The sequence below is a fragment of the Ruminiclostridium sufflavum DSM 19573 genome (genome assembly GCF_003208175.1).
Lineage (GTDB): Bacteria > Bacillota > Clostridia > Acetivibrionales > DSM-1351 > Ruminiclostridium > Ruminiclostridium sufflavum.
The window spans coordinates 193,954-217,249 of sequence record NZ_QKMR01000004.1 but is presented as its reverse complement, the minus strand read 5'-3'; the positions used below and the strand labels follow the sequence as shown (position 1 = coordinate 217,249).

Genomic DNA, 23,296 nt, shown 5'->3' with positions numbered 1-23,296 from the left:
TCAGCCTCCTATTTCCGTATTTAACAATTCAACAAGCTGGTCATATGACATCCTGTCCAGCTCTTCCCCATTATAGACCGCTTCTTCTTTTTTCCCATATTCATTGCTCCTGAGTGAAAACAGATATTTGCCCAGAGCCTCTATGGTGTTGTGGCTGAACAGTTCCTGCACCTGCAAGTCAGTTTTAAGGTATTTATTTATATATCCGCACATTAAAACAAGCATTATAGAATTCATGCCCATTTCCGTAAAGGGGCGGGAGGCATCCAAGGCTGTCCTTGAAACTCCCAAGATGCCGCTCACCAGCTCTTCCGCAAATTCGATATAGTCATATGGAGCAATACATTCCTTTTCCAATGCCTTGTAATTAAGCTTGAATTCAGAGACACCCACTATTCTTTCCCATGCTCCGGATATTTCTGTCTGTTTCGCCTTCAATCTCTGTATTTTCCCGCTGGAGGTTCTCGGCAAATGCATCTTGGGAATAAAGGTTATTTTATGTACCTGCAAATTATGCTCCTTTGCAACGGCTGCTCTTATTTTCATGGCCCATGCTGTGCAATCGGCATTATGCATTCCGCTCAGCTTAACCTCCTGAACAACCGCAAGCCTTTCCTCATCCTCCCCGAATTGTACTGAAAACGCAGCCGTCCCATTTTCACAAAAATTATTGTCTGAGCAGGAAATTGTTCTCTCAATATCCTGAGGATAATAGTTGCAGCCATTAATTATCATCAGCTCTTTTTTTCTTCCTGTGATATATACTTCTCCGCTTTCATCAACAAATCCCAAATCACCTGTAAGCAGTGTTCTCTCACCATTTTTTCCTGTACCGAAGATTTCCCCGGTAATATCCTTTTTCCCCCAATACCCTTTAGTTACTGATTTCCCGATAAATTTTATTTCACCGATCTGATTGGCTCCAAGCACTTCCTTCGTTTCCGCATCAATAATTTCAATTCTGTGCTCTTCTATCACAAAACCGTTGCCTGCAAGGCAAATTTGGGTATCTGCATCTATTTCCGGAAGCTTTTCCAGATAGTTTTTCTCGATAATTTCCACCTTGTTATGTGAAAAAGCCTTTTTATCTAAAATAGCATATGTCATTTTTTGTTCAGTTCTTACATAGCCTGAAACAATAAGTGAACCTTCTCCCAAGCCATATCCTGCAAATATGTTAAACCCCCTGAACCCAAATCCGGCAGCCGTCGAACCAAATCTGTGCATGGTTTTTGCATTTATGGGTTCAGAGCCGCAAAATACACACTTCAGCGATTCAAAAGATATATCCTCCCCTTTGTAGCTCTCCAGCTTTTCGGCTAAAAGGTTATATGAAAAATTAGGTGCTCCCGTATGAGTAGCTCTGTATTTTGAAATTGCCTCAGCCCACATGATTGGATTTCTCACAAAATCCATAGGCTCCATAAAAACTAATGGAAAGCCCGCATATATTGCGAGCAAAAAGCCTCCTATAAGGCCCATATCGTGATAATAAGGCAGCCACATTACCAGAACAGTGTCCCTGTCAACCCCCAGTATCCGCTGAATCTGTTTTATATTGTTGAGTACCGCGCTCTGAGTTACCATTATGCCCTTTGGTAAAGCAGTAGAGCCTGAGGTATACTGTAGAAAAGCAATTTCATTTCCATCATATATGTCCTCTGTAAATAAAAGAGCTTCTTCATAATTTTCCTGTTCGTGTATAATAGGTATTACCTGTAAAATTTCCGAATTGCTGAAAAGCCTTTTCAGAGAAGCATACTTTTTTCCCGAGGTCAGGACAGCTCTTGTGCCTGTCTCCTGTGCTATCTTTTCCCATTTGGAAAGGTTTTTTATTTTAGCAGGCATATTTAAAGGTACCGGTATGGCTTTTATAATGCCGCATGCAAAAAATGCAACTGCAAAATCAATACTTTGCTTGAACAACAGCATACAAAAATCATTTTCCTTTATTCCTGTATCCTCCAAATACCGGGCATAGCTGCAAGCCCTTTTATATAGCTGAAGATATGTAATAGTCTCTTCTGTGAAATCCGAATTTACAAAAATATATGCTTTACAGTCAGGGCTTTCAACGGCTCTTTCCTTTAAAAGCCCTGATAAATAAACCCCCTCAAAATAATCATTTTTCAAGTTTCCCAATCTCCCTTCAATTTTATATAGCGGCTTACAGGGTTCCTTCTTCAAAATCCGCGATGTCTGCGTCATCCAAAGAGGTATATTCAAATATATTCTTATATTCCAGAAGCTTAGCCATGATTTTTCCTGCATCAGTGATTTCAAAAGGATAATATATCCCGCAGGGTATATCTTTGCCTGCAAGCTCCGCAGCAACCATTCCGGCTACAATCCCTGTGATTTCACAGCTGCTTTTAACCTTTACCGATACTCGCTTGGTCCGGGCTTTTCCTGATTTACTGCCGGTAACAGCAGCAACCAGAGTATACCCCGGCTTCCTTCCAAACAAGGACAGCTCCATTTGCGTGTTTATTTCTTCTACACATTTTTCAAGGGACCTTCCAGCCCTTCCGGCAGCCAGCTCTATACAGCTGTTTACCATTGCCTCTCCCAGCTGCTTTGAAACTACGGTATTATAGCAGTACCCCTTTTTGACTCCCTTCCTTTTGCAAAGTGCCGCAAACTCACTCCCAATGAAAGGCTTTGCAAACACTTCCTCATCAAAACCCCATATTTTAATTCTTTTACTTGTATCCGCCAATTCACTGCATATTTCTCCGCAATTATAAAATGAGCCGGCATACCCATAGCCCTCCAGTGAGCTTAGAAGAACATCTGCCGTGGAGCTGAAGGTAGGGTAATCCAGTCCCCCTGCATATACCTCGATTTCGTCAACCTCATCAAAATATTCACTGATCAGGCTGCATGGCAATATCTCAGATAAACCGGGAACATTGCCTGCTGAAACCACACAAACGCCGTTTCTTATACTTTGTGCATATGCGTTGTCAATAAGAAAGGTTCCAAAGGTATCTACATATTTCGCACCTGCTTTTACAGAAGCTGCGGCCACCTTTTCTCTTATCAGACAGGACGGCCCCGCACAGTTTATGACCAGACTGCACCTTCTGCAAAAAGCTTGCAGCGAAGCTTCATCATAAATATCAGTTTTAACCCACTGGAAACAGCTGTGGCTGAAACCAGCCGGATTCCTTTGCCCTCCCTTAACCCTGTATCCTTTTTCTATTAAATATTCACAGGCTGCATGGCCGACTTTTCCGCCGCAGCCGATTACACCTATAATCTCATTTCTCATCATCCTTCAATCCCTTTTCCAGCATCCGCTTAATCAAGTCCGAAACATGGGAACCATACATGCAGGAAATATGATCTCCTTTTATGATTGTTTCATCAATCTCCTTCTGAACAGCCTCGTATATAAATTTCATATTATTGTCTCTTTGGAAGGGCAAGAAGCCGGTGGACTGATCCTCACACTTGAACATATACACCTTTCCGTCATACTTTTCAGGCGTATAGCCTATAACACTCTTATAGCTGTGGCAGAACACCCTGTAATAATTGTAAATTCTGTCAGCTTCATATTCTGAAATATTGTTTTTATCAATACCGGGAAGCGTTGTATACAAGCTTTTCAGACGCTCCTTCTGGGAAAAAGCGGACAAATCGGCATAGCTTTTCCCTATGTCTTCATATTTTCCGCCCAAATTGCAAAGCTGTTCTTCTGAAATAAGCGTTCCTTCATTCCTCAAATATTCATCAATTGCATCTCTCAGAAGATAATCATCGGGATAGTGACCGGCCTGTGAAATATCAGCAGTCAATAATTTACCAAACCCTCTTTCCAGCAGAAGCTCATTGTCAATATACCTTCCTCCTGCTTTTGAATCAATCATAGAAACGGTAAAGTTTGAAAAGCCTTGCTCTTTCAAGCTTCTTGCAGTTTCAAACGCAATAAGCCCTCCCATGCAATGTCCGATAAGGTATAACTTATCAGGCATGTTCTGCATTAAGCGTTCCGCATATTTTTTGCCAAGACTCTTAATCAGGGAGGAAGGCTCATAATTCAGATATTCTTCAGTATTTTCAATATTAAAGCCTGATATCCTTATACTTTTATCTGCTATTTCAGAAAGCTTTCCGATGAACTCTTTATATATTGAAATCGTTCCTGTTCCATCCGGGAAAAGAACAATTTCCTTTCCGCACTTTACGGCTTCTTCTCTAATAAGCTTGTATTCGTCAATAGAACACACTCTCTCACAGCCGGTCTCAATGCTTTTCGCAAAATCGGAAACTGTAGGCTTTTCTATCATATGCTTCATTAAAGTTTTCCACTCAATATTGGATATCTCCGGTATATTCTTTTTCATTTTGGCTATGGCCTGTGCAATAAGTAAGGAATCTCCGCCAATCTCATAGAAATTCTGGTTTAAGCCAACCCTTTCCAGATTCAGGACCTCAGCCCATATTGCCGCGATTCCTTTTTCAAATTCGGAAGCCGGAAGTCTGTCATCTTCGGTCTGAATATTACCTTTAAAAACTATTCTTTCTGAGAGCTTTTTCCTGTCAATCTTGCCATTACCAGTGATCGGCAGTTTTCCCAATATTTCTATCCTTGCGGGAACCATGTAATGAGGGATTTTTTCAAGCAGAAATTTCTTTATCTGGTCAGGATACACCTTAACTGAATCAGAAGCTTTAATTCCAACAAAAATATGCTGTCCGGAATTTGAGAGAGGAGCATCAATTAAAGGAAATTCTCCCGCAATATTAAAGCCTCCGCAACGGAACATTTCAAGCCAATGAGGGTAGTCAAAAAACACCTGCTCTGCCTCCAAACGATAGTCTGTCACAGGAATCGTATATTCAAAGCCCATTGATGTAAGAAGTGAATAAGGCTCTTTTATACTGTCGATAACTACAAGCGCCCCGTTTGGGGTTATCATTTCACTTAGCATGCTTATGCATGCCTGACCGTCTGCGGCGTTGTGCAGGACATTGGCACACAGGATTATATCCCATGAGTTTGCCGTCATATTCTGATGAAGAAAAGGTGTGTTTATATCAAACAAGCCGTATCCAATCCATGAATATTTTTCAAAGCGTTCCTTTGCTGCATTCAGGAAGAACATTGAAATGTCGGTAAATCTGTATTCAACCTTATGCCTGTCCAAAAGCGGAATAAGGTCAATACTTGTTCCTCCGATTCCTGCTCCCACCTCAAGAATTCTTACCGGATTCCCATTATTCTTTTCAGAATACTGCCTCACCAGCTTCATTATGGCTTCAATGGCAACTCTGTTCAAGCTTTTGGCAAACAAGTTGTCATGGTAGGCGGACATTGCGTTTTCCAAGCGTCCTTCCGGGAAAATATAGTCCAATGGATTCTCTTTCCCCGAAATTAATTTTAAAATAAGCTCATGGGGATTATTTAAATAATCTGTGAGGATTTTGCTGTTGTGCAATTTATCCTCTGTATCTTCAAGTGTATTTTTAAGGTCTGGCAGCTTGGACAGCTCTTTTTCATTAATCAGCCGGAAGGCAGAAATGCTGAAATCATATTCCAGAATTTCCTCCTTGCATAATGCATTCAGCCATCTCCTGAGCAGCGGAATATATTTGGGATCGGCATATATGGCTTTTTCTATTTCCCCTTGGGTATGCAAGGCTTCCTTATCAATAAATAACCCGGCAGTTCTGAATGCCCCCAGTATATTCAGCAAAGAAATTTTTTCTGACAGCTCCATCCACCTTATAAGCAAATTATCATCAAATTCTGAAACCATCATTTGTCCGGTTTGTGTACATAACTCAGATATTTGACTGTAATCCGGCTTTGGTATCTTCTCTGATTCTTTTGGAACTGCAAAAGCATTCAGCTGATATTCATTATCCTTTTTACTCATCAGCACCATAGCGTTTTCGATTGCGGGATGTTCCTTTATCGCATTTTCAATTTCCCTCAGCTCAATCCTGTAACCATGAATTTTAACCTGTGTATCCTCTCTCCCGAGGAACTCAATTGAACCATCCTGCCGGTATCTTCCCAAATCACCTGTTTTATAGACTATCTCACCACTATCAGGCCTTCTTATAAATTGCAGGTCTGTTTTTTCCTTGTCCCCGTAATAGCCTTTTGCAAGACCGATGCCTCCAATATATAAATCTCCGGTAACTCCAACCGGACAATACTCAAGACTATCATCAAAAACATAAAATTGCTGATTTTTCAGGGGAAAACCATAGGGCACACTTTTGTCCTCATCCGTGATGAGCCTTGTAGGATAATAAATAGACCAGATAGAGGCTTCTGTTGCTCCACCCAGACTTATAACCTCTGCTTCGGTGCACATTTCTCTGACCTTTTCAGGCAGATTTACGGGAATCCAATCACCTGACAAAAGCACAAGCCTCAAGGAAAGCTTAGCTTCTGCCGTATCACTGCTATAACAGGTTACAAGCATCTGCATGTGCGCAGGTACGGAATTCCACACAGTAATCTTATTTCTTCTTATAAGTGACAGCCAATACGAGCTGTCTCCCTTTGCTTCCTCGGAAGGAATTACAAGCGTTCCTCCTGATGAAAGACTTCCGAATATATCATATACAGACAGATCAAAAGCTATATTTGCCAAATAGAAAAACACATCATTTTCAGTGATATTAAATCTTTCATTTATATCATAGATTGTATTTACTGCCGACTTATGGCTGATTTCCACTCCCTTTGCCTTTCCGGTGCTCCCTGACGTATAAATAATATAGGCCGAATTATCATTATTTACAGCCAATTCCTGCCTTTGAACCTTACCCGCCTTTCTAACCAGCTCTTCCGCAATTATTTCCTTAACACCGTCTTTTTCAAACAAGCCTTTGTTTTCATTGTCGGTAATTATAAACCGGGCTCCCGAATCCTCTGCAATGGAGAGCTTTCTTGCGGCAGGCTGGCCGTAATCTACCGGAACATAGACACCTCCGGACATTATTGTCCCCATAACGGAAGCAATTTGAACAATACCCCTTTTTAATACAACAGCCACCTTGTCATCAGGCTTACAGCCTTCCTTAATCAAATAATTCTGAATTTTTACAGACCTTTCAAGCAAGTCCTTATATGAGCAGTTTTCCTTGTCAGTTATCAAAGCTGTCTTTTGAGGAAACCTGCTTACATTTCTGATAAAAGCATCAAATAACAAATCCTCAGATACCTTGCCATTAGTATCATTCACCTTGTTAAAAAGGCCTATATCCCCGGGTGGTGCCTTTACAACAGATACACAGTCCCATATTGCATTGTTTTCCGCGATATCCTCCAGCAATCTTTTTAAAGCATTAAACATATCTTCTATGATTTTTCCCTCGAATATACCTTTTCTTATATCCCAATTAACAAGCACGCCTCCCTGAATATCTGAAACCTGACAATCTATATACACCTGTGGAGTCTGGCTGATTTTATACTTGATATCAATATTCCCCTGCTCTCCTGAATGTGCATTCATCCCAAGAGTGCTTGTGAAAACAATAGGAATAATCACATTTTTCTTTTTACATCTTGCCATTTCCCTCAGGACCTCAACTCCTGAAAAGCTGCTGTGTCCCAAATCTGTCCACAATCTGTTCTGCAGAGCACGTGTCTTCTGCAAGAAGCTTGCATCCTTTTGCCAGTCTACCTCCAGTACGTTTGTGTCCGTAAAATCTCCCACTATTCTGCCAATCTGAGGGTGTATGTCCGGCCTGTTCAAAATCGTCAGATTTATACAGAAGACCTTGGTCTTAGACCATTTTCTCAAGACTTCACTATAGGCTGAGAGAATTACAGAGGAAGGTGTAACTCTGTTTTTTTCGGCGCCTTCTTTTAATGCTTTCCATTTGCTATTGCTTATTACAAAGCTCTTTTGCTCAAATTCAACATTATGGTTGCTTATATCCCTGCTGATATTTAATTCCGGAGCACCCGGCAGGTCTGCAATCCGTCCGAGCCAGTAATCCTTGTCTTCTTCTATACGTTTTCTTTCCTGAAAGCTTTTCTTTCTTGCCTGACGAAAAAGCATTATGTCTCTGAAGGATATATCCAACTCAGGCAATTCATCCTCAGGCTTGTTATAATAATGCATCAGTTCTTCCAGAATTATATTTACACTTACAAAATCTCCTATCAGCATGTCTATTGAAAAATGTAAAATGCTGCTGGTATCCGTATTTGTCAGCACCAGCTCATACAACGGCCATTCACCGGCACGATACTGCTTGTTTGAAAGCTCTCTGCGGACCTCTGATATTTGATGTCCGGCATCACTGTCATTTACCTTGTATGTTTTAATTTCAGGTAAAGCCACACTCTCCTGAACGCACTGATACCCCTCGGGATAAACAATCACTCTGAGCATGTCATGGCGCATTATCAGTTTGTGCCATGCAAACTCGAGCCTTTCCTTATCGATAGCTTCCATTTTCAGCTCACCGTAAGCATGACAGCTTACCCCTCCGAGCTTGTAGCTGCTGTCTCTTCCCATGAGATATGCCGATTGAATATCAGTAAGAGGGAAAATATTATAACGATTATTATTGTCAGCAATAACAACGTTTTGATTTATATTACTGAGGTATGTAATTATAGCTTCCTTATATAATTTCAATTCTTTTTTATTCTCATCGGTTAAAGCATTCTTAGGCGCTCTGAATTTCAGATTGTTGTCCTCAACCCAAATTTTAACTCCTGAGTTTTCATATTTTTCGATTATTTCTTCCGCACTCATATTTCACCCTCCTCAAAAATTTCATCACTTTCTTCCTGTTCAGCCCTTTGGTTAAAAGCTGCTATTTCTTCCGCAAGCTCTATAATCGTGGAGGTGAGAAACATTGTATTAAGAGGCAGCTTTTCAGTGATTATTTCCCTGGCTGATAGTTCTTCCATAACACGCATGGCCTTCAGGCTGTTGCCTCCCAGTATAAAGAAATCTGAATATCTGTTTATTTCAGAATTTTCGAGAACACTCCTCCATACATCAATCAGCTGTTTTTCCAGTTCATTATCCTCCCGTTCCTCAATATTATCCGAATATTGCTTAAGCAAAAAATCCTCTATTGCTTTAACATCAATTTTCCCATTTAAGGTTACAGGGATTTCTTCTATTTCTTTTATCAGCAAAGGAATTGAATAGTATGGCAATTTTTCCTGAAGATAACGCTTTATTTCATTAGCTGTTATATTTGAATCTAAGGCTCTGGTATATACCATTCCTAAAAGCTTGGATTTATCTGCCGGCTGCAGGCTGACAACCTTTGCCTCCTTGATTCCATTGCAGCACACAGCTTGACTTTCGATTTCTCCAATTTCAATTCTGAAACCATTTATTTTTATCTGGCTGTCAATTCTCCCGCAAAATTCAACATACCCATCCTCTTTAAAAATGCCGTAGTCTCCTGTCTTATATATATATCCAAGTTCTTTTGCATGTACAAAAGCTTTATTTGTCATTTCTTCGTTATTGATGTATCCCTTAGCGACGCCCATGCCGCCTATATATATTTCTCCTTTTTCACCAGCCCTGCAAATTTTCTGGTTATCATCAAGAATATATATCTGCTGGTTGGAAAGCGGGTATCCGTATGGAATATTACTCCACTCAGGCTTAATCTCATCTATTTTATAATAAATTGACCATATGGAAGCCTCGGTCGCTCCGCCAAGGCTTGTAACAGCGGCTTGTGGAAAAATTTTTTTTATTTTGCCGATCAGTTTCAAGGATATCCAGTCACCGCTTAATAATATATTTCTCAAATAGGATAAATTAACGATAGAAGCCTCGTATTCGTTCAGCAAAAATTCCATGAATGCCGGAACTGTATTCCACAGTGTTATTTTTTCTTCCTTCAGTAAATTCACAATATTTTTCATATTTCTGTGGTCACGTACCAGAACAAGCTTTGCCCCGGTGCTTAACGCGCCGAATATATCATAAACAGATAAATCAAAGCAAAGTGAAGAAAGGCCTATAATAACATCCCTGCTATTTATTTCAAATCTATCATTTATATCCAGAACTGTGTTTGAAACAGCTCCATGTGTAATTTCCACACCCTTTGGAAGTCCTGTACTCCCTGAGGTATAGATTATATAAGCGGTATCGCCTGCATCAATTGATATTTTTTTAATAAACCGTCTGCAATCAGAAAGCTCAATTTTTTCGGGATAAAGCAAAATGCTGCATTTACTGTTTCCCATTATGTATTCTCTTCTTTCCTCAGGCAAATCCGGATTTACAGGCACATATGCGCCGCCGGCCTTGAGTATGCCGATTATATTTGCCAGTGTATTAACTTTCTTTTCTGCAAAAACCCCTACACAGTCCCCTTTTCCCACCTTCTGCTCTAAAAGCCGTACCGCTATTTCATCTGAAATAATATCAAGCTCGCCGTAAGTCAAGGTTTCTTCACAATCACTGACGGCTGGCTTGTCCTCATACAAATTAAAGCCTTGGGAAAACAGCTGGTTCAGGGTATCACAGCTAAACTTTTTTTCTGTACTGTTATAGGTTTTTAAAGCAATTTCATTCTCTTCTTTTACCAACATATGTACCTCCATTAGCTCGGCATAAAGCCAAGGGTTTTTTTAGAAAAATACTGCTGATTAACGGTATATTATGACAGTTGTGCATAAGCCTATAAGCATTTGTAAGGAATAAACCGTCAGAAGGTTTTTTTACAATGCATTATGCCGGCCTTGCAACCGAAATAATAAAGCTGTATCATAAGCTATTTATTATTTGAAAAATTGTATTTTTGCCCTGTTGGCATAAGATGATTTAATAATTTTTGAATCACAGGGTATAGAAGTGAATTGTTCAGCCCTTTAAAGGCCTGTTTTAAAAATAAACTGCTTTGTTTATTCAGCCAAATACATATTGAAGCTATACAAATTAACCCCATAAAAGCATCTAAGGGTTTGTCATATCCGGTTGCACTCGGGCGGAAAATCTTTAACTCATGGCTGTACAAATCCCCGCACCAATTTTCCAAAACTCAATTGCTATCGGCTAAAAACCCGGTTCCATAAGCCGATAGCTTGGGTCTTAGGCTGTGAAACTTCCTAAAGTCAAAACAAATTCAAAATTACCGTTATAAAAATATCTCCTCGAAGGCTTGAACCGGATTGACTTCAGTAAGCTTCTTCGTAAAATGATGCAGGCTTTGTAAATACCTTTGCTGCAAGATGCAAGGGTTCAAATGGAACAATCATCATGTCTATTCCTTGCACCCTGTCTTATTCTCTGGTCTTAAGCGCCTGTACATGTGAAATCCTGTTTATCCTTCCGATAAGCAGACTGTTTACAATTATGTATGATATTACAACAATAAGAACAACCAATATATAAAGCGGCGGTTTAAAGCTTACATCTGCTCCGGCTGCCAAGTTTGCGAGCATTGACGGAAACATCCTGCCCATTATCATCTTTGCAAGAGGAATACTTATTGCTGAAGAAACTATTATCGTGAATAAATTTGCATCCAGATAAAGCTTTCGAATTTCTTTATTTTTATAGCCGAATACCTTAGCCAGAGAAATATTAAACGAGGATCTGTCAAGCATCATTTTTAGCATTAAATACATCACTATAAAGAACATTGCCGTTGCTCCGGCACCAACCATTACAAACATCCCCATATTCTTTTCCATGAAAATATCGGCAGTTTCCTTAATATCAGCCCGTGTTGTCACCGCCAGAAGCTTACTGCTGTCAATATCCAATTCCTTGTCTGAGAGAACCACATTATAATAATCCTTATCCTTGCCAAGCAACTCCCTCATGCTGTCAATATCCATAAACGCATATAATGCCACTGAATATTGCACCACATCACTGATTTTAAGAGTATATTCCTTGTTTTCCAGCTCATCCTTAATTACAAAATCGTCCCCGGTCTTCAGACCATATTTATTCGCAACAGAGCTTGAAATAGCTATCTGATTTTCACCCTTTTTTACATCAAAGTCAAAATACGGGTTGCCTTTTTTTATACCCATCACATTGACTGTAAGATTATATCCGTAAATTTCCTTTTTAAACGGTTTTTCAAAGCCTTCCTCTCCTCCGGCAGGCACCTCCCTGTCAGGAATTTTGCAGGTGTACATGTACTCATATTTTATGTCTCTGTTATTTTGATCAATCATATTGTTCAAAAACGAAAAGCCTGTCAATGATTCCATAAGCAGCAGCATGGAAATAAAAATTCCGGCAAAAACGATAACATATATTTTTATTTCCCTTAAAAATTGTCTTACGCGGAATTTGCTTAAAAAATTTGCATTATTGAGCTTTATTCCCTTTCTGGCTGAAAAAACCTTCCTTTCATTCCTCAACAATTTCAAGGCAGGGACATTGAGCTTTTTAAATATAACAATAATGTTTACAATGGCAGCTATTACAGGAGGAAGAACACAGCCGTAAACTATAACCATAGGTGAGAAAATAATATCCATATTCGCAATTGAATAATATGATGCCTGTGACAGCATCTGCTTTTCTATTCCAACCGGAGTAAAGCTCAGTACCGTTCCAAGCAGACCCCCTGCAAGACATATAACCACAGGCAGTATTATATAATGCATTAATAAGGTTGACTTCTTAGTACCGAGAGAATATAATGCTCCGATGATTGTGCTTTCCATTTCAATACTATGGGTTATAAAGACAGAAATTATATATGCAATCAATATAATAACTATCACCCCTGCCATTTGACTTATCTTCTTTTTGATTGCCACATTGTCAGAGCATGCACCTATTCTTGCATTTTCATCGCTTTTAATGAAGGCTGTCAGATTATCAATCCTGACATTTTCCAAAGGTGTTCCAATAGCTTCCTTTCCGTACGGTGAGACCTTGTTTTTCTTCAGATACTCCTTCAGTTCGTCTGAGTCCATACTCTTCCCCAGAGTATAGCTGTATAAATATTCTTCTGTTTTTTTGGATAATCCGCTGTTCTTCAAGGCTTCATACCCATCCTCACTTACAAAGGCTGTCCCGAAAAGCTTTGAATTTGTTCCTGTATCATAAACATTTGCAAGAGGACTTTCATAATCAGGTGAGGTTCCTATACCAACAATTTTATAATTTTCATTGCCTATTTTAATTGAATCACCAAGTTTATAGCTGTTTTTCTTTGCATACAGCTTCTCAAGAACGACCTGATTTTTATCTGCTGCGGCAGAACCCTCATCCAGCTTTACAAGATTAATGTCTTTTCTGTTTTTAAAAACTCTGAGGGTAGTATCTCCGCCAACTGTAAAGTCAAGGAAGAAATTTTCTTCAAAGGTAATATCCCTTGAGGAAATTTCCTTCTTCTCATCTGCTGTAAGCGGCATAAAGGTCGTAAATTGCCCGTCCTCAACCCTTAGCTCCCTTGAATATTCCTTTGCTCGTGTTATAATTGTGTCCGCTGATCCAAACATTGATGTAATAACAAATATCCCCATCACTATTAATACAAACAGCGCTGCATAGCGAACCAGATTTTTTTTCAAATCACGGAAAATACGTTTATTTAAAATCCTGTTCATATAAGCATCCCTTTCATTATTCCCAATTTACTTCAGAAGCAGCTTTTTTATTGTTATTTAGTGTATCACTGCTGACCTGACCATCTTTTATATGTATAACATGATCTGCCATCTCTTTGATTGCAGTATTATGAGTGACAATAATCATTGTTGTTCCATACTTTTTATTAATTTTTTCCAATAAAATCAGTATGTCTTTTGAAGATTTTGAATCCAGTGCACCTGTTGGCTCATCGCAAAGCATTAAGGCAGGATTCTTTACAAAGGCCCTTCCTATTGCACATCTCTGCTGCTGACCTCCTGAAAGCTGCGCCGGGAACTTGTGCTGGTGTTCCTTCATTCCCAGATCTCCCAGCACCTCATCTATATCAAGCGGATTATCGGATATATACTTACACAGCTCAATATTCTCCCTGACTGTTAAATTCGGTACTAAATTATAAAATTGAAATATAAAGCCCAGATAATCTCTTCTATACTTTAACAGCTCCCCAACTTTTAAATTTGCAATTGTAACACCGTTTACAATTATCTCTCCGCTGTCTATAGTATCCAAACCGCCTATAACATTCAAAAAGGTAGACTTGCCTGATCCGCTGGGTCCAAGCACCAAACAGATTTCTCCTTTTTTAATACCCACATTGACACTGTTGAGCACCTTGACGGAGTTTTCCTTTTCTCCATAGCTTTTGCTTGCATTTTTTACTTGTATAAACATACACTCATCCTCCCTGAAAACTGATTCTTTGTGGCTATTACAATAGTTAGTCCAAACTAACTCGTGCATACAAACATATCTGAAAAAATTACAAACATGATATTGACCTCCTGTTATATTCAATACATATAATCAACAATTACCCATTTATGTCTTAAACAGTTTAATTATTCGCCAGTAATTGTATAATATTACTCCTAACCAATAATATTACTCTAAGTTACCAATGTCAATCACATTGTATATATTTTTTTTCAATATGTAATTCATAATTTCTAATACGGAATGTTCCCTAAGAAATGAGGATGGATAAGCTCTAGTTATACAACCCTTTACAGCTTCGACATACTCTCTCATTGATAAGAAGAATTTTGCCATACCGGTAGCTCCGATGTTAAGAGAGATACTCAGCTTTGTTGAGGCAGGGGACTAACTAAAAAGAGACTGCCCGTAATATATGCGGCAATCTCTTTCTTAAATTATTTATATAACAAATGAAGTGCTATCTGTAATTTTTAACTGCTTTAATTCAATTATACTCTTGCAACGCCTGACTTTCTAGCTGCTTCAGAAACTGCTGCCGAAACTGCCTTTGCTACTCTTGGGTCAAACGGAGCTGGTATAACATATTCTGCATTTCTTTCTGAATCACCCACAAGTCCTGCTATAGCATAAGCAGCAGCTATCTTCATTTCATCGTTTATTTCACGGGCTCCTACATCAAAAGTGCCTCTGAATATACCAGGAAATGCAAGAACATTATTAACCTGATTCGGGTAATCTGAACGACCTGTTCCAACAACAGCAGCGCCTGCCTCAAGTGCCTCTTCAGGCATAATTTCAGGAGTCGGGTTGGCTTGAGCAAAGATAATCGGATTCTTTGCCATTGACTTAACCATTTCCTTGGTAACTGTACCTGCAGCTGAAACACCTATAAATACATCAGCTCCAACCATAACATCCTTTAATAATCCTCTCTTGCCTTCGAGGTTAGTAATCTTAGCCATTTCAGCCTTAATTGGATTAAGATTATCTCTGCCTTCATAAATGACACCCTTTGTGTCGCAAAGAACAACCTTTCTGAGGCCCATTGAGAAAAGAAGCTTTGTAATAGCTATAGCGGCTGCACCGGCACCATTAACAACTATAGAAACATCTTCCATTTTCTTTCCTACAACCTTCAACGCATTTATAAGCCCTGCAGCTGTAACTATTGCAGTACCATGCTGGTCATCATGGAATATTGGAATATTAGTTTCCTTCTTCAGTCTTTCTTCTATTTCAAAGCATCTCGGAGCTGCGATATCCTCCAGATTTACACCACCGAAGCTTCCTTCCAATAATTTTACTGTATTCACTATTGTATCTACATCTTTTGATTTTATACAGAGAGGGAAAGCATCTACATCACCAAAAGTCTTGAAGAGACAGCACTTTCCTTCCATAACAGGCATTCCGGCTTCAGGGCCTATGTCTCCAAGACCTAAAACTGCTGTACCATCAGTTATAACAGCAACAAGGTTATGTCTTCTAGTATACTTGTATGAATTTTCAACATCTTTTTGAATTTCCAAGCATGGTTGAGCAACTCCCGGTGAATATGCTAATGATAAATCCCTTGCATCTTTTAACGGAGCTTTGCAAATAACTTCTATTTTTCCTGCCCACTCTCCATGCACTTTAAGTGAATCTTCATAAATAGTTCCCATTTTTTATTCCTCCACAATTTATAATTAAGATATTAGTTTTTAACATAGCTATATTATACACTTTTGTGAAAACTTTCACAAGTTATTTATAGAAATTTAAAGCGAAACTTATACAAGCTTCGCTTTAAACTCACAAATGATTGAAAATTATTCAATAATTATATATTTTTCACTTCATCAAGTACAAGCTTAACTTGATCTGCTGAATATAAAAGAGCCTTTAACTCAGCATCTGTCAAATCTATTTCCAATATTTTTTCACAGCCATTTCCATTAACCACGGCAGGAACGCTTAATGCTACATCGCTTATCCCATATGGTCCGTTAACAACTGTACCTATCGGCATAATAGTGTTGTAGTTCTTAAGTAAAGATTCACATATTCTGTTGATAGACAACGCTATACCGTAGTAGGTTGCTCCCTTGTTCTTTATGATTACTCCGCCTGCTGTTTTAACATCAGCAATTATTTTATCCTTGTCAACAGCTATATTGTTCTTACTGATATAGCTGTCAAACTTGGTTCCTGCAATATGTGTAGCACTCCATACAGGCAGCTGTGAATCACCATGTTCACCGATAATATATCCATGTACATTCTTTACGTCAACATTCAAAATACCGGCAATATGATTTCTGAATCTTGAGCTGTCCAATACTGTTCCTGAACCGATTACCTTGTTTGCCGGCAATCCGGACCACTTCTGAACCATGTAAGTCAAAATATCAACCGGATTTGATACAACCAAAATTACACCCTTGTTGTAATGCTTCATAATGTTTGCAGTAATATCCTTCATTATTGAAACATTCTTCTTGGCCAAATCCAGACGAGTTTCGCCCGGCTTTCTGTTAGCCCCTGCTGTAACCACTATTATGTCACAGTCCTTACAATCTGAATAATCTCCAGAGTAAACATTCATTTGTCCTACAAATGATAACCCATGGTTAATGTCTAATGCTTCACCATATGCTTTTTCTTTGTTAACATCAATAAGTACCATCTCTGATACTAAATTGTTAATTGACATTGCAAAAGCTGCTGATGCACCAACGAATCCACAACCAATTATCGCTACTTTAAAGCCTTTTCCTGCCACAATAATCCCTCCATTTTTCGCAATTGTTATTAGCGTACCACATTACATTTTAAGATACAAATGTTAAAAATACTTTTTTGGAGATACATTTTGTTATTATTCGGCAATCATCGAAAATACATCATTCATTGTCGCTCATTCTACTAATTTCATGTCAATCTTTTAACAATGTATACAAAATATTTAAAAATCCTGTCAAACAGCCATATCAGTTTATTTAAAATTCATTAGTGCAGATTATTTTATTCTTTAATTATTATACTATTTATCAAAATATTTATACAAAAAAAGACGAAAAACGTCTTTTTATTATAAATCAATTTATATAAATATACCTTTTTGTTCTGATTTCTTTTTAATTTTGATTTCTTTCGTATACTATTCGAAGTCCATTGAGTGTCAACGTAGAATTTATTTCAGTTATAACATGAGATTCCTCGGCAATCAGGCGCGCAAATCCTCCTGTTGCAATTACCTTAACAGCACTTTCCTTCATCTCTGATTTCATTTTTTTAACAATATAATCAATCTGTCCCACATAACCATAGAAAATTCCCGACTGCATACTTGCCACTGTATTTTTTCCGATAACATTCTCCGGCTTAATCAGATCAATTCGCGGGAGCATGGCAGCCTTCTGGTACAAGGCTTCAGTACTTATCTTTATTCCCGGGCAAATGGCATTTCCCAGATACTCACCCTTTGCCGAGATAGCACAAAATGTGGTAGCAGTTCCCGTATCAACGATAATGAGAGGTCCTCCATACATTTCATATCCGGCCACAGCATTTACAATTTTGTCAACACCTACTTCTTTTGGATTCTGACATCGTATATTTATTCCCGTCTTAGTACCCGGCCCGATAATCATAGGATCAATTTTTAAGTACTTTTTTATCGAATGCTCAAGCGAATATAGTAGAGACGGTACTACGGAGGCAATTACAACTGCCGCAACCTCTTCCACATTCAATTTGCCATATGCGAACAGGTTCAGCAGCAGCATTCCCAGTTCATCCGCACTTCTGTCCCTGTCTGTGCTTATCCGCCAATTTGCCAGAATTTCCTTTTCTTTAAATGCACCTAATAAAGTATGTGTATTCCCAACATCTATAACAAGAATCATGTTTCCTCCGCAATAGGGCTAAAACTATAAGCCAAGCCTTAAGCTCTTTATTTCTTTGATTTCAAGATCAATTTCCTTCTCTATCCTGACGATATCAGATGCAATGTCTTCAACCGTCTCCTCTGCCTTTGGCTTAATTGCAGGTCTTTGATAATGCTGCCGGTAGGCTTCCCTGTTCTCCTTGCCGTTTTCTCTGTTTTGGCTGTTATTTTCTCTATGATAGTTCTTCTGGTGATTTTCCTTCTGCGGATTTTCTTTTTGAATGCCATCCCTTGCCTGATTAACACGAGCAGTATTTTCTCTTTTTGGGTCTCTGCGCTGGTGCTCTTTCTGCTGATTGTTGTTTTCCCTTTGCTGATTTTCTCTTGGTGGGCGGCTGTTCCTCGTATTATTCTCTTTATGATTAAATTCTCCGACTTTTTGAGCAGAATTTAATGGTGCGGATGTATTCGCCTGTAAATCATTCTTTTTATGGTGTTCATTCTTTTTAACCACTGATAAGTTCCTCCTACGCTTTATATTAGTTGAAAAAACATGTCATGTATAGCCAAGCAAGCCTCTTACCTGTATTTCACCTGCTGCTATTTCTCTTATCACTCCATCATTACACTTAACTATCAGCCTGCCGTCCGAAGCTATGGATTGGGCTAACCCAATATACTCAGTATTCTTTAAAACTATCTTAACTTCTTTTCCAAGTGTTACTGAATAACCGCTCCAGCTATCTATTATTTCCTGGGTCCTTCTTTGAAGCATTATACTGTAAATCCTGTCAAATCCGGTTAAAATGCCCTCTAATAGTCTGACCCGCGAAACCGTTTCTCCTGTATGTATTCTGAGGGATGTGGCTTTATTCTTAATTTCAGCATTAAAAGAATTTTTATCCTGATTAATGTTAATTCCGATACCAACCACCACATAATTTATATGTTCAGGCTCAGCGCTTAATTCTGTCAGAATCCCGCCTAACTTACGGCCATTTAATATTATATCATTCGGCCACTTGATTCCGCAAACTATTCCTTGCACCTCAGATATCCCTTCCACTACGGCAACTGCGGCGGCAAGCGTAACTATCTTGATATATTCAGGCTCCAAATCAGGTCTCAGAACAATTGAAAACCATAAGCCCTCATTTGTAAATGACTCCCACTGTCTTCCGACTCTGCCCCTTGCCATTGTCTGCCTCTCTGAAACAACAACCGTTCCGTCCCTGCACCCTTCGTTTGCAATTTTTTTAGCATAGTTATTTGTAGAATCAATCTCTTCAAAATGAATTATCTCCTTGCCTATCAGCTGACCGGCAGGAATTCTCACTTCTCTGCTGTCCAATATATCCGGCGTATCAACAAGCTGATAGCCCTTCCTTGTAGATGATATTATGTGATAGCCTTCTTTTCTCAGCTCATTTATATGCTTCCATATAGCTGTTCTTGAAACATTAAAAAGTCCGCTCAGTTCTTCCCCCGAGGTATAGTCCTTTTTCTGCTTCAATTTTTCCAAAATCAGGTTTTTCAATTTGGCCTCCTCTCCTCATGACCTTCTGACTGTTTCTGACAGCTTTAAGGGCAAAAGCTGCTGAAATCCGGTTTTTTAATGCAATAAGTCTTGCCGGACTCATTTTTGAAAATAGTCATTCCTGCGTTAATGTTCTCAACCTTTTCAAGCCTTCCCATAACAGTAAGGTTATCAAGAAAAAGATAAAGCAGCACATTATCCATTTCTGCATAATTATCCCTGAGATCTTGTAAGATATTATTTATATACAATTCCTCGGAATTGGAATAAATAATCGGTGAATCTATCCTTTTATCCAGAATATAAGCCTCATCCGGTAAAATAGTAGTGGTAATAAGGCACTCAGGAAGCCTGTATGTTCCAAACATATATTTTTCTATGGGAATAATTGTTTTATAGTACAGCTCTATATTATTGTCCTGAACAGTTTCAAATATGAACCTGTCAGCAACAAAACATTTTTCACTTTTCACCTGCAGCTTTAAACAACAGAAAGAGGCTGACCCGTATAGTTCCATGTCATCCTTAGGATTCAGAAGTGCAGAAAAGCACTGTTTTTTTTCATTTTCAATTATTACTTCCTTATCATAAAATTCAGACAGCTTAAGCCCGCAATCAGTAATATCCGATACCTCTTCCAGCTTAACATAATAATAAACCTCCGGCATTGCTACCCCCCAAGTGCTTATATACTGCTTTTAAAGCTTTTCTATATAAAAGCCCGTACACGTTACATTATATTACATATTCCTCTATTGTACCATATAAAAAGTTAATTACTATCGACCGAAAGGCCCGTTCCATCGGACGATAATCGGGGTTAAACGGATTAAAATGAAATCCTTTATATTACAGGTAAAATTAATATTCAATTTTTATACGAAGATTTAAAAGAAGGCTTTTCTCTCTCCGTCACATCAGCCTTACCTGTATTTATACTGTTCCGGATGATGAAATCAGTACTTTCCTGCTCCTGCTTAAATTTAGATATCAATTGAATAGCCTTGTCCAGTTCTTCAAAAAACAAAGCTATCATATCTCCGGGCCGTGCATCCAGCATAGCCTTTTCAAGAGCCTCGGTTTCACTTAATATTATTTCAACATCTTCTTTTTTTCCCCCTGAATTTATTATACTGGTTTTGAGAATATCCGCAACCTCTCCTTTTTTACGGCCTCTTAAATCAATATCTTCTTTGATATAAAGCTTTTCAAAGGCTTTCGCGCAGAGCTCTCCAACCTCTTTTATATTAGAATCCAGCCTGTCTCCGGGCATTCCCACTATACCCACCAGCCGCTTGGCCTTCAGCTTTTGTACAAATTTTATAACTGCGGTATAGCCTGCTATATTATGGCTATAATCCAGCATAACTTTAAATTCGCCCATATCAAATATGTTAAACCTGCCGGGATTAAGCTCTATATCCGGCCGGAAGGTTTCCATACCCTTTTTTATAATTTCCATAGGCACTTTCATTCCAACCAGCGCCGATACTGCTGCCAAGGCATTTTCAATATTGCAGTCAACAAGACCTCCAAAGGTTATAGGGATATCATTCAGGTCTATAAGAGGGATGCTTTTTGCATTTACTTTCACCCAGATGTAGCCTTCTCTTACGAATACCGCAATATTACCGGAGTTTTTGCAATGCTTTTTAAGAAGGGCATTAGTTTTAGTCCTGCTAAACATAATGACATTACTTCTAACCTTACTTAGCATATAAGGAGTCATATCGTCATCGGCATTTAAAACAGCATATCCATCGGGCTTTATAGCCTCAATAACAAGTGCCTTTATATCCGCAAGCTCCTCTATGGTATTTATACCGTCAATGCCCAGATGGTCATCACTTATGTTGACTAAAACACCTACATCGGCAAGATCATAGCCAAGCCCTTTCCTGACTATACCGCCTCTTGCAGTTTCCAGCACTGCCACATCTACCGACTTATCCGACAAAATGATGCCTGCACTGGCCGGCCCTGTCATATCACCTCCTTGAACACATGTATTCCCAACGTATATTCCGCTGGTAGAAGTCATTCCGACATTCAAGCCCATTATTGAAAAGGTATGCTTAATAAGTCTTGTGGTGGTAGTCTTGCCATTTGTACCTGTAATAGCTGCAATTGGAATACTATAGTCCTTTTCCTCAGGATATATCATTTTCAGTATATCCTCCGCAACCTCTACAGGCTCACCCTCACTTGGATGAAGATGCATTCTGAGTCCCGGAGCAGCATTCACCTCAATAATTGCTCCTTCATTCAAATCTATCGGACAGGAAATATCCTCCGCGGCAAAATCAATTCCTGCAATGTCCAGCCCCACGGCTCTGGCAGCCGCTACGGCATAGGATACATTCCTGGGGTGAATTTGATCCGTACAGTTTCTGGCAGTTCCGCCGGTGCTTATATTCCCGTTTTTTCTAAGTCTCACTGTTTCTCCCTGCATCGGAATGCTATCCGGTGTATATCCCTGAGACCTGATATAATTTACAGCTATTTCATCAAGACGTATATAGGTTAACGGCTTTTCATGGTCTGCCCCCCTCAAAGGGTTCAAATTCTCCCGCCTGACCAGCTCAGAAATTGTGCTGCAGCCATCGCCTGTAACTTCCGGAGGCCTTCTTTCAGCAACTGCACAAACCCTGTTGCCCACAACCAAAACACGATAATCTTTCCCGTGAATATATTTTTCTATAATTATTTTCCCGGAATATTTTTTAGCCTCACAAATAGCAGCTGGTATTTGTTCTTCAGATACTATATTTACTGTTACTCCTTTCCCTTGGTTTGCATCTGCCGGTTTAACAACCAATGGAAATCCAACTCTTTGTATTGCTTCAATGGCATCTTCCTCGGTCTGAACAACAACTCCATATGGAACGGGCAGCATATTATCCATTAATATTTTTTTTGTAAGCTGCTTGTCAGATACAATATCCGCAGTAATGCAGCTGGTACTGTCTGTAAGAGAAGCTTGGATTATCCTGCTGCCTCTTCCATACCCAAGCTTTAAAAGACTTCCTGTACCAACTCTGGAAACAGGAATATTTCTTCTCCTTGCCGCCTCGTATATTGCTCTTGTGCTGGGTCCCATATCCGTTTCTAAAGATATTTTTTTTAAATCATTAAGTATTTTGTCAATATCAATAAGCTTGTCCTCTGCAAACGCTTTAACTATTTCTATAACCTTTTTGCCGCACTCAACAGAAAAAGCTTCATTTATATACTCAAAAATTATATAATATCTGGATGAATTTCCAATTTGCCGCGTTTTACCATACTTCACAGAATACCCCATAATATTATGAATTTCTAAAATCAAGTGTTCGGCAACATGACCAATATAAGTACCTTCAATCAATCTTTCCCCGAAGCCTCCCGCATAACCCAAGCCACAGGTATGCTCCGCTATTTTAGGAAATTTTTTAAGCAGTTTTTTGTTAAAACCGGGTATCTCTCTGGTAGGACCGGCTTCAAATATTCCTATGTCTACTACCATACGGATTACCGGCTTATGACTGTATATATTTCTACCTTGAAAGCAATAAATGCTTTGAATCTGCACCTGAAAAG

General features: G+C 39.0%; 13 protein-coding genes. All 13 read right to left on the bottom strand.

Going from position 1 to position 23,296, the window contains the following annotated elements; translation table 11 throughout:
* On the bottom strand, window positions 1-2,133 hold the full coding sequence (locus LY28_RS04890; protein ID WP_165835500.1) for an AMP-binding protein: 2,133 nt from the start codon (window positions 2,131-2,133) through the stop codon (window positions 1-3).
* Between the two features lie 34 nt (window positions 2,134-2,167).
* A complete protein-coding gene (locus LY28_RS04885; RefSeq protein ID WP_110461057.1) occupies window positions 2,168-3,277 on the bottom strand; it encodes a saccharopine dehydrogenase NADP-binding domain-containing protein in 1,110 nt (369 codons plus the stop codon).
* On the bottom strand, window positions 3,264-8,741 hold the full coding sequence (locus tag LY28_RS04880) for a non-ribosomal peptide synthetase (protein ID WP_110461056.1): 5,478 nt from the start codon (window positions 8,739-8,741) through the stop codon (window positions 3,264-3,266). The genes LY28_RS04885 and LY28_RS04880 overlap by 14 nt, the downstream gene beginning before the upstream one ends.
* Window positions 8,738-10,558: a non-ribosomal peptide synthetase gene (locus LY28_RS04875; RefSeq protein WP_165835499.1), complete on the bottom strand. Its 1,821-nt coding sequence runs from the start codon at window positions 10,556-10,558 to the stop codon at window positions 8,738-8,740. Before LY28_RS04875 ends, LY28_RS04880 begins: the two co-directional genes overlap by 4 nt.
* A 690-nt stretch (window positions 10,559-11,248) precedes the next feature.
* Window positions 11,249-13,546 carry an ABC transporter permease gene (locus LY28_RS04865; protein ID WP_110461053.1) on the bottom strand — a complete coding sequence of 766 codons (2,298 nt, stop codon included), beginning with the start codon at window positions 13,544-13,546 and terminating at the stop codon, window positions 11,249-11,251.
* Between the two features lie 16 nt (window positions 13,547-13,562).
* Entirely contained in the window at window positions 13,563-14,264 is a 702-nt protein-coding gene (locus LY28_RS04860) for an ABC transporter ATP-binding protein (RefSeq protein ID WP_110461052.1), read from the bottom strand.
* A 533-nt stretch (window positions 14,265-14,797) separates the two neighbouring features.
* Window positions 14,798-15,973: an NAD(P)-dependent malic enzyme gene (locus LY28_RS04855; RefSeq protein ID WP_110461051.1), complete on the bottom strand. Its 1,176-nt coding sequence runs from the start codon at window positions 15,971-15,973 to the stop codon at window positions 14,798-14,800.
* Between the two features lie 158 nt (window positions 15,974-16,131).
* Window positions 16,132-17,073 (bottom strand): L-lactate dehydrogenase, encoded by a 942-nt coding sequence (locus LY28_RS04850; protein ID WP_110461050.1) that lies wholly within the window; start codon window positions 17,071-17,073, stop codon window positions 16,132-16,134.
* Between the two features lie 355 nt (window positions 17,074-17,428).
* Window positions 17,429-18,199, bottom strand: a complete 771-nt coding sequence (locus tag LY28_RS04845; protein WP_110461049.1) for a type III pantothenate kinase — start codon at window positions 18,197-18,199, stop codon at window positions 17,429-17,431.
* A gap of 24 nt (window positions 18,200-18,223) precedes the next feature.
* Complete coding sequence (locus LY28_RS04840) at window positions 18,224-18,694, bottom strand: hypothetical protein (RefSeq protein ID WP_110461048.1); 471 nt, start codon at window positions 18,692-18,694, stop codon at window positions 18,224-18,226.
* 42 nt (window positions 18,695-18,736) lie between these two features.
* Window positions 18,737-19,717, bottom strand: coding sequence for a biotin--[acetyl-CoA-carboxylase] ligase (locus LY28_RS04835; protein ID WP_110461047.1), 981 nt, complete (start codon window positions 19,715-19,717; stop codon window positions 18,737-18,739).
* Between the two features lie 44 nt (window positions 19,718-19,761).
* Entirely contained in the window at window positions 19,762-20,385 is a 624-nt protein-coding gene (locus LY28_RS04830; RefSeq protein ID WP_110461046.1) for a hypothetical protein, read from the bottom strand.
* Between the two features lie 200 nt (window positions 20,386-20,585).
* Complete coding sequence (gene cphA / locus LY28_RS04825; RefSeq protein WP_110461045.1) at window positions 20,586-23,288, bottom strand: cyanophycin synthetase; 2,703 nt, start codon at window positions 23,286-23,288, stop codon at window positions 20,586-20,588.
* Window positions 23,289-23,296 lie beyond the last annotated feature (8 nt).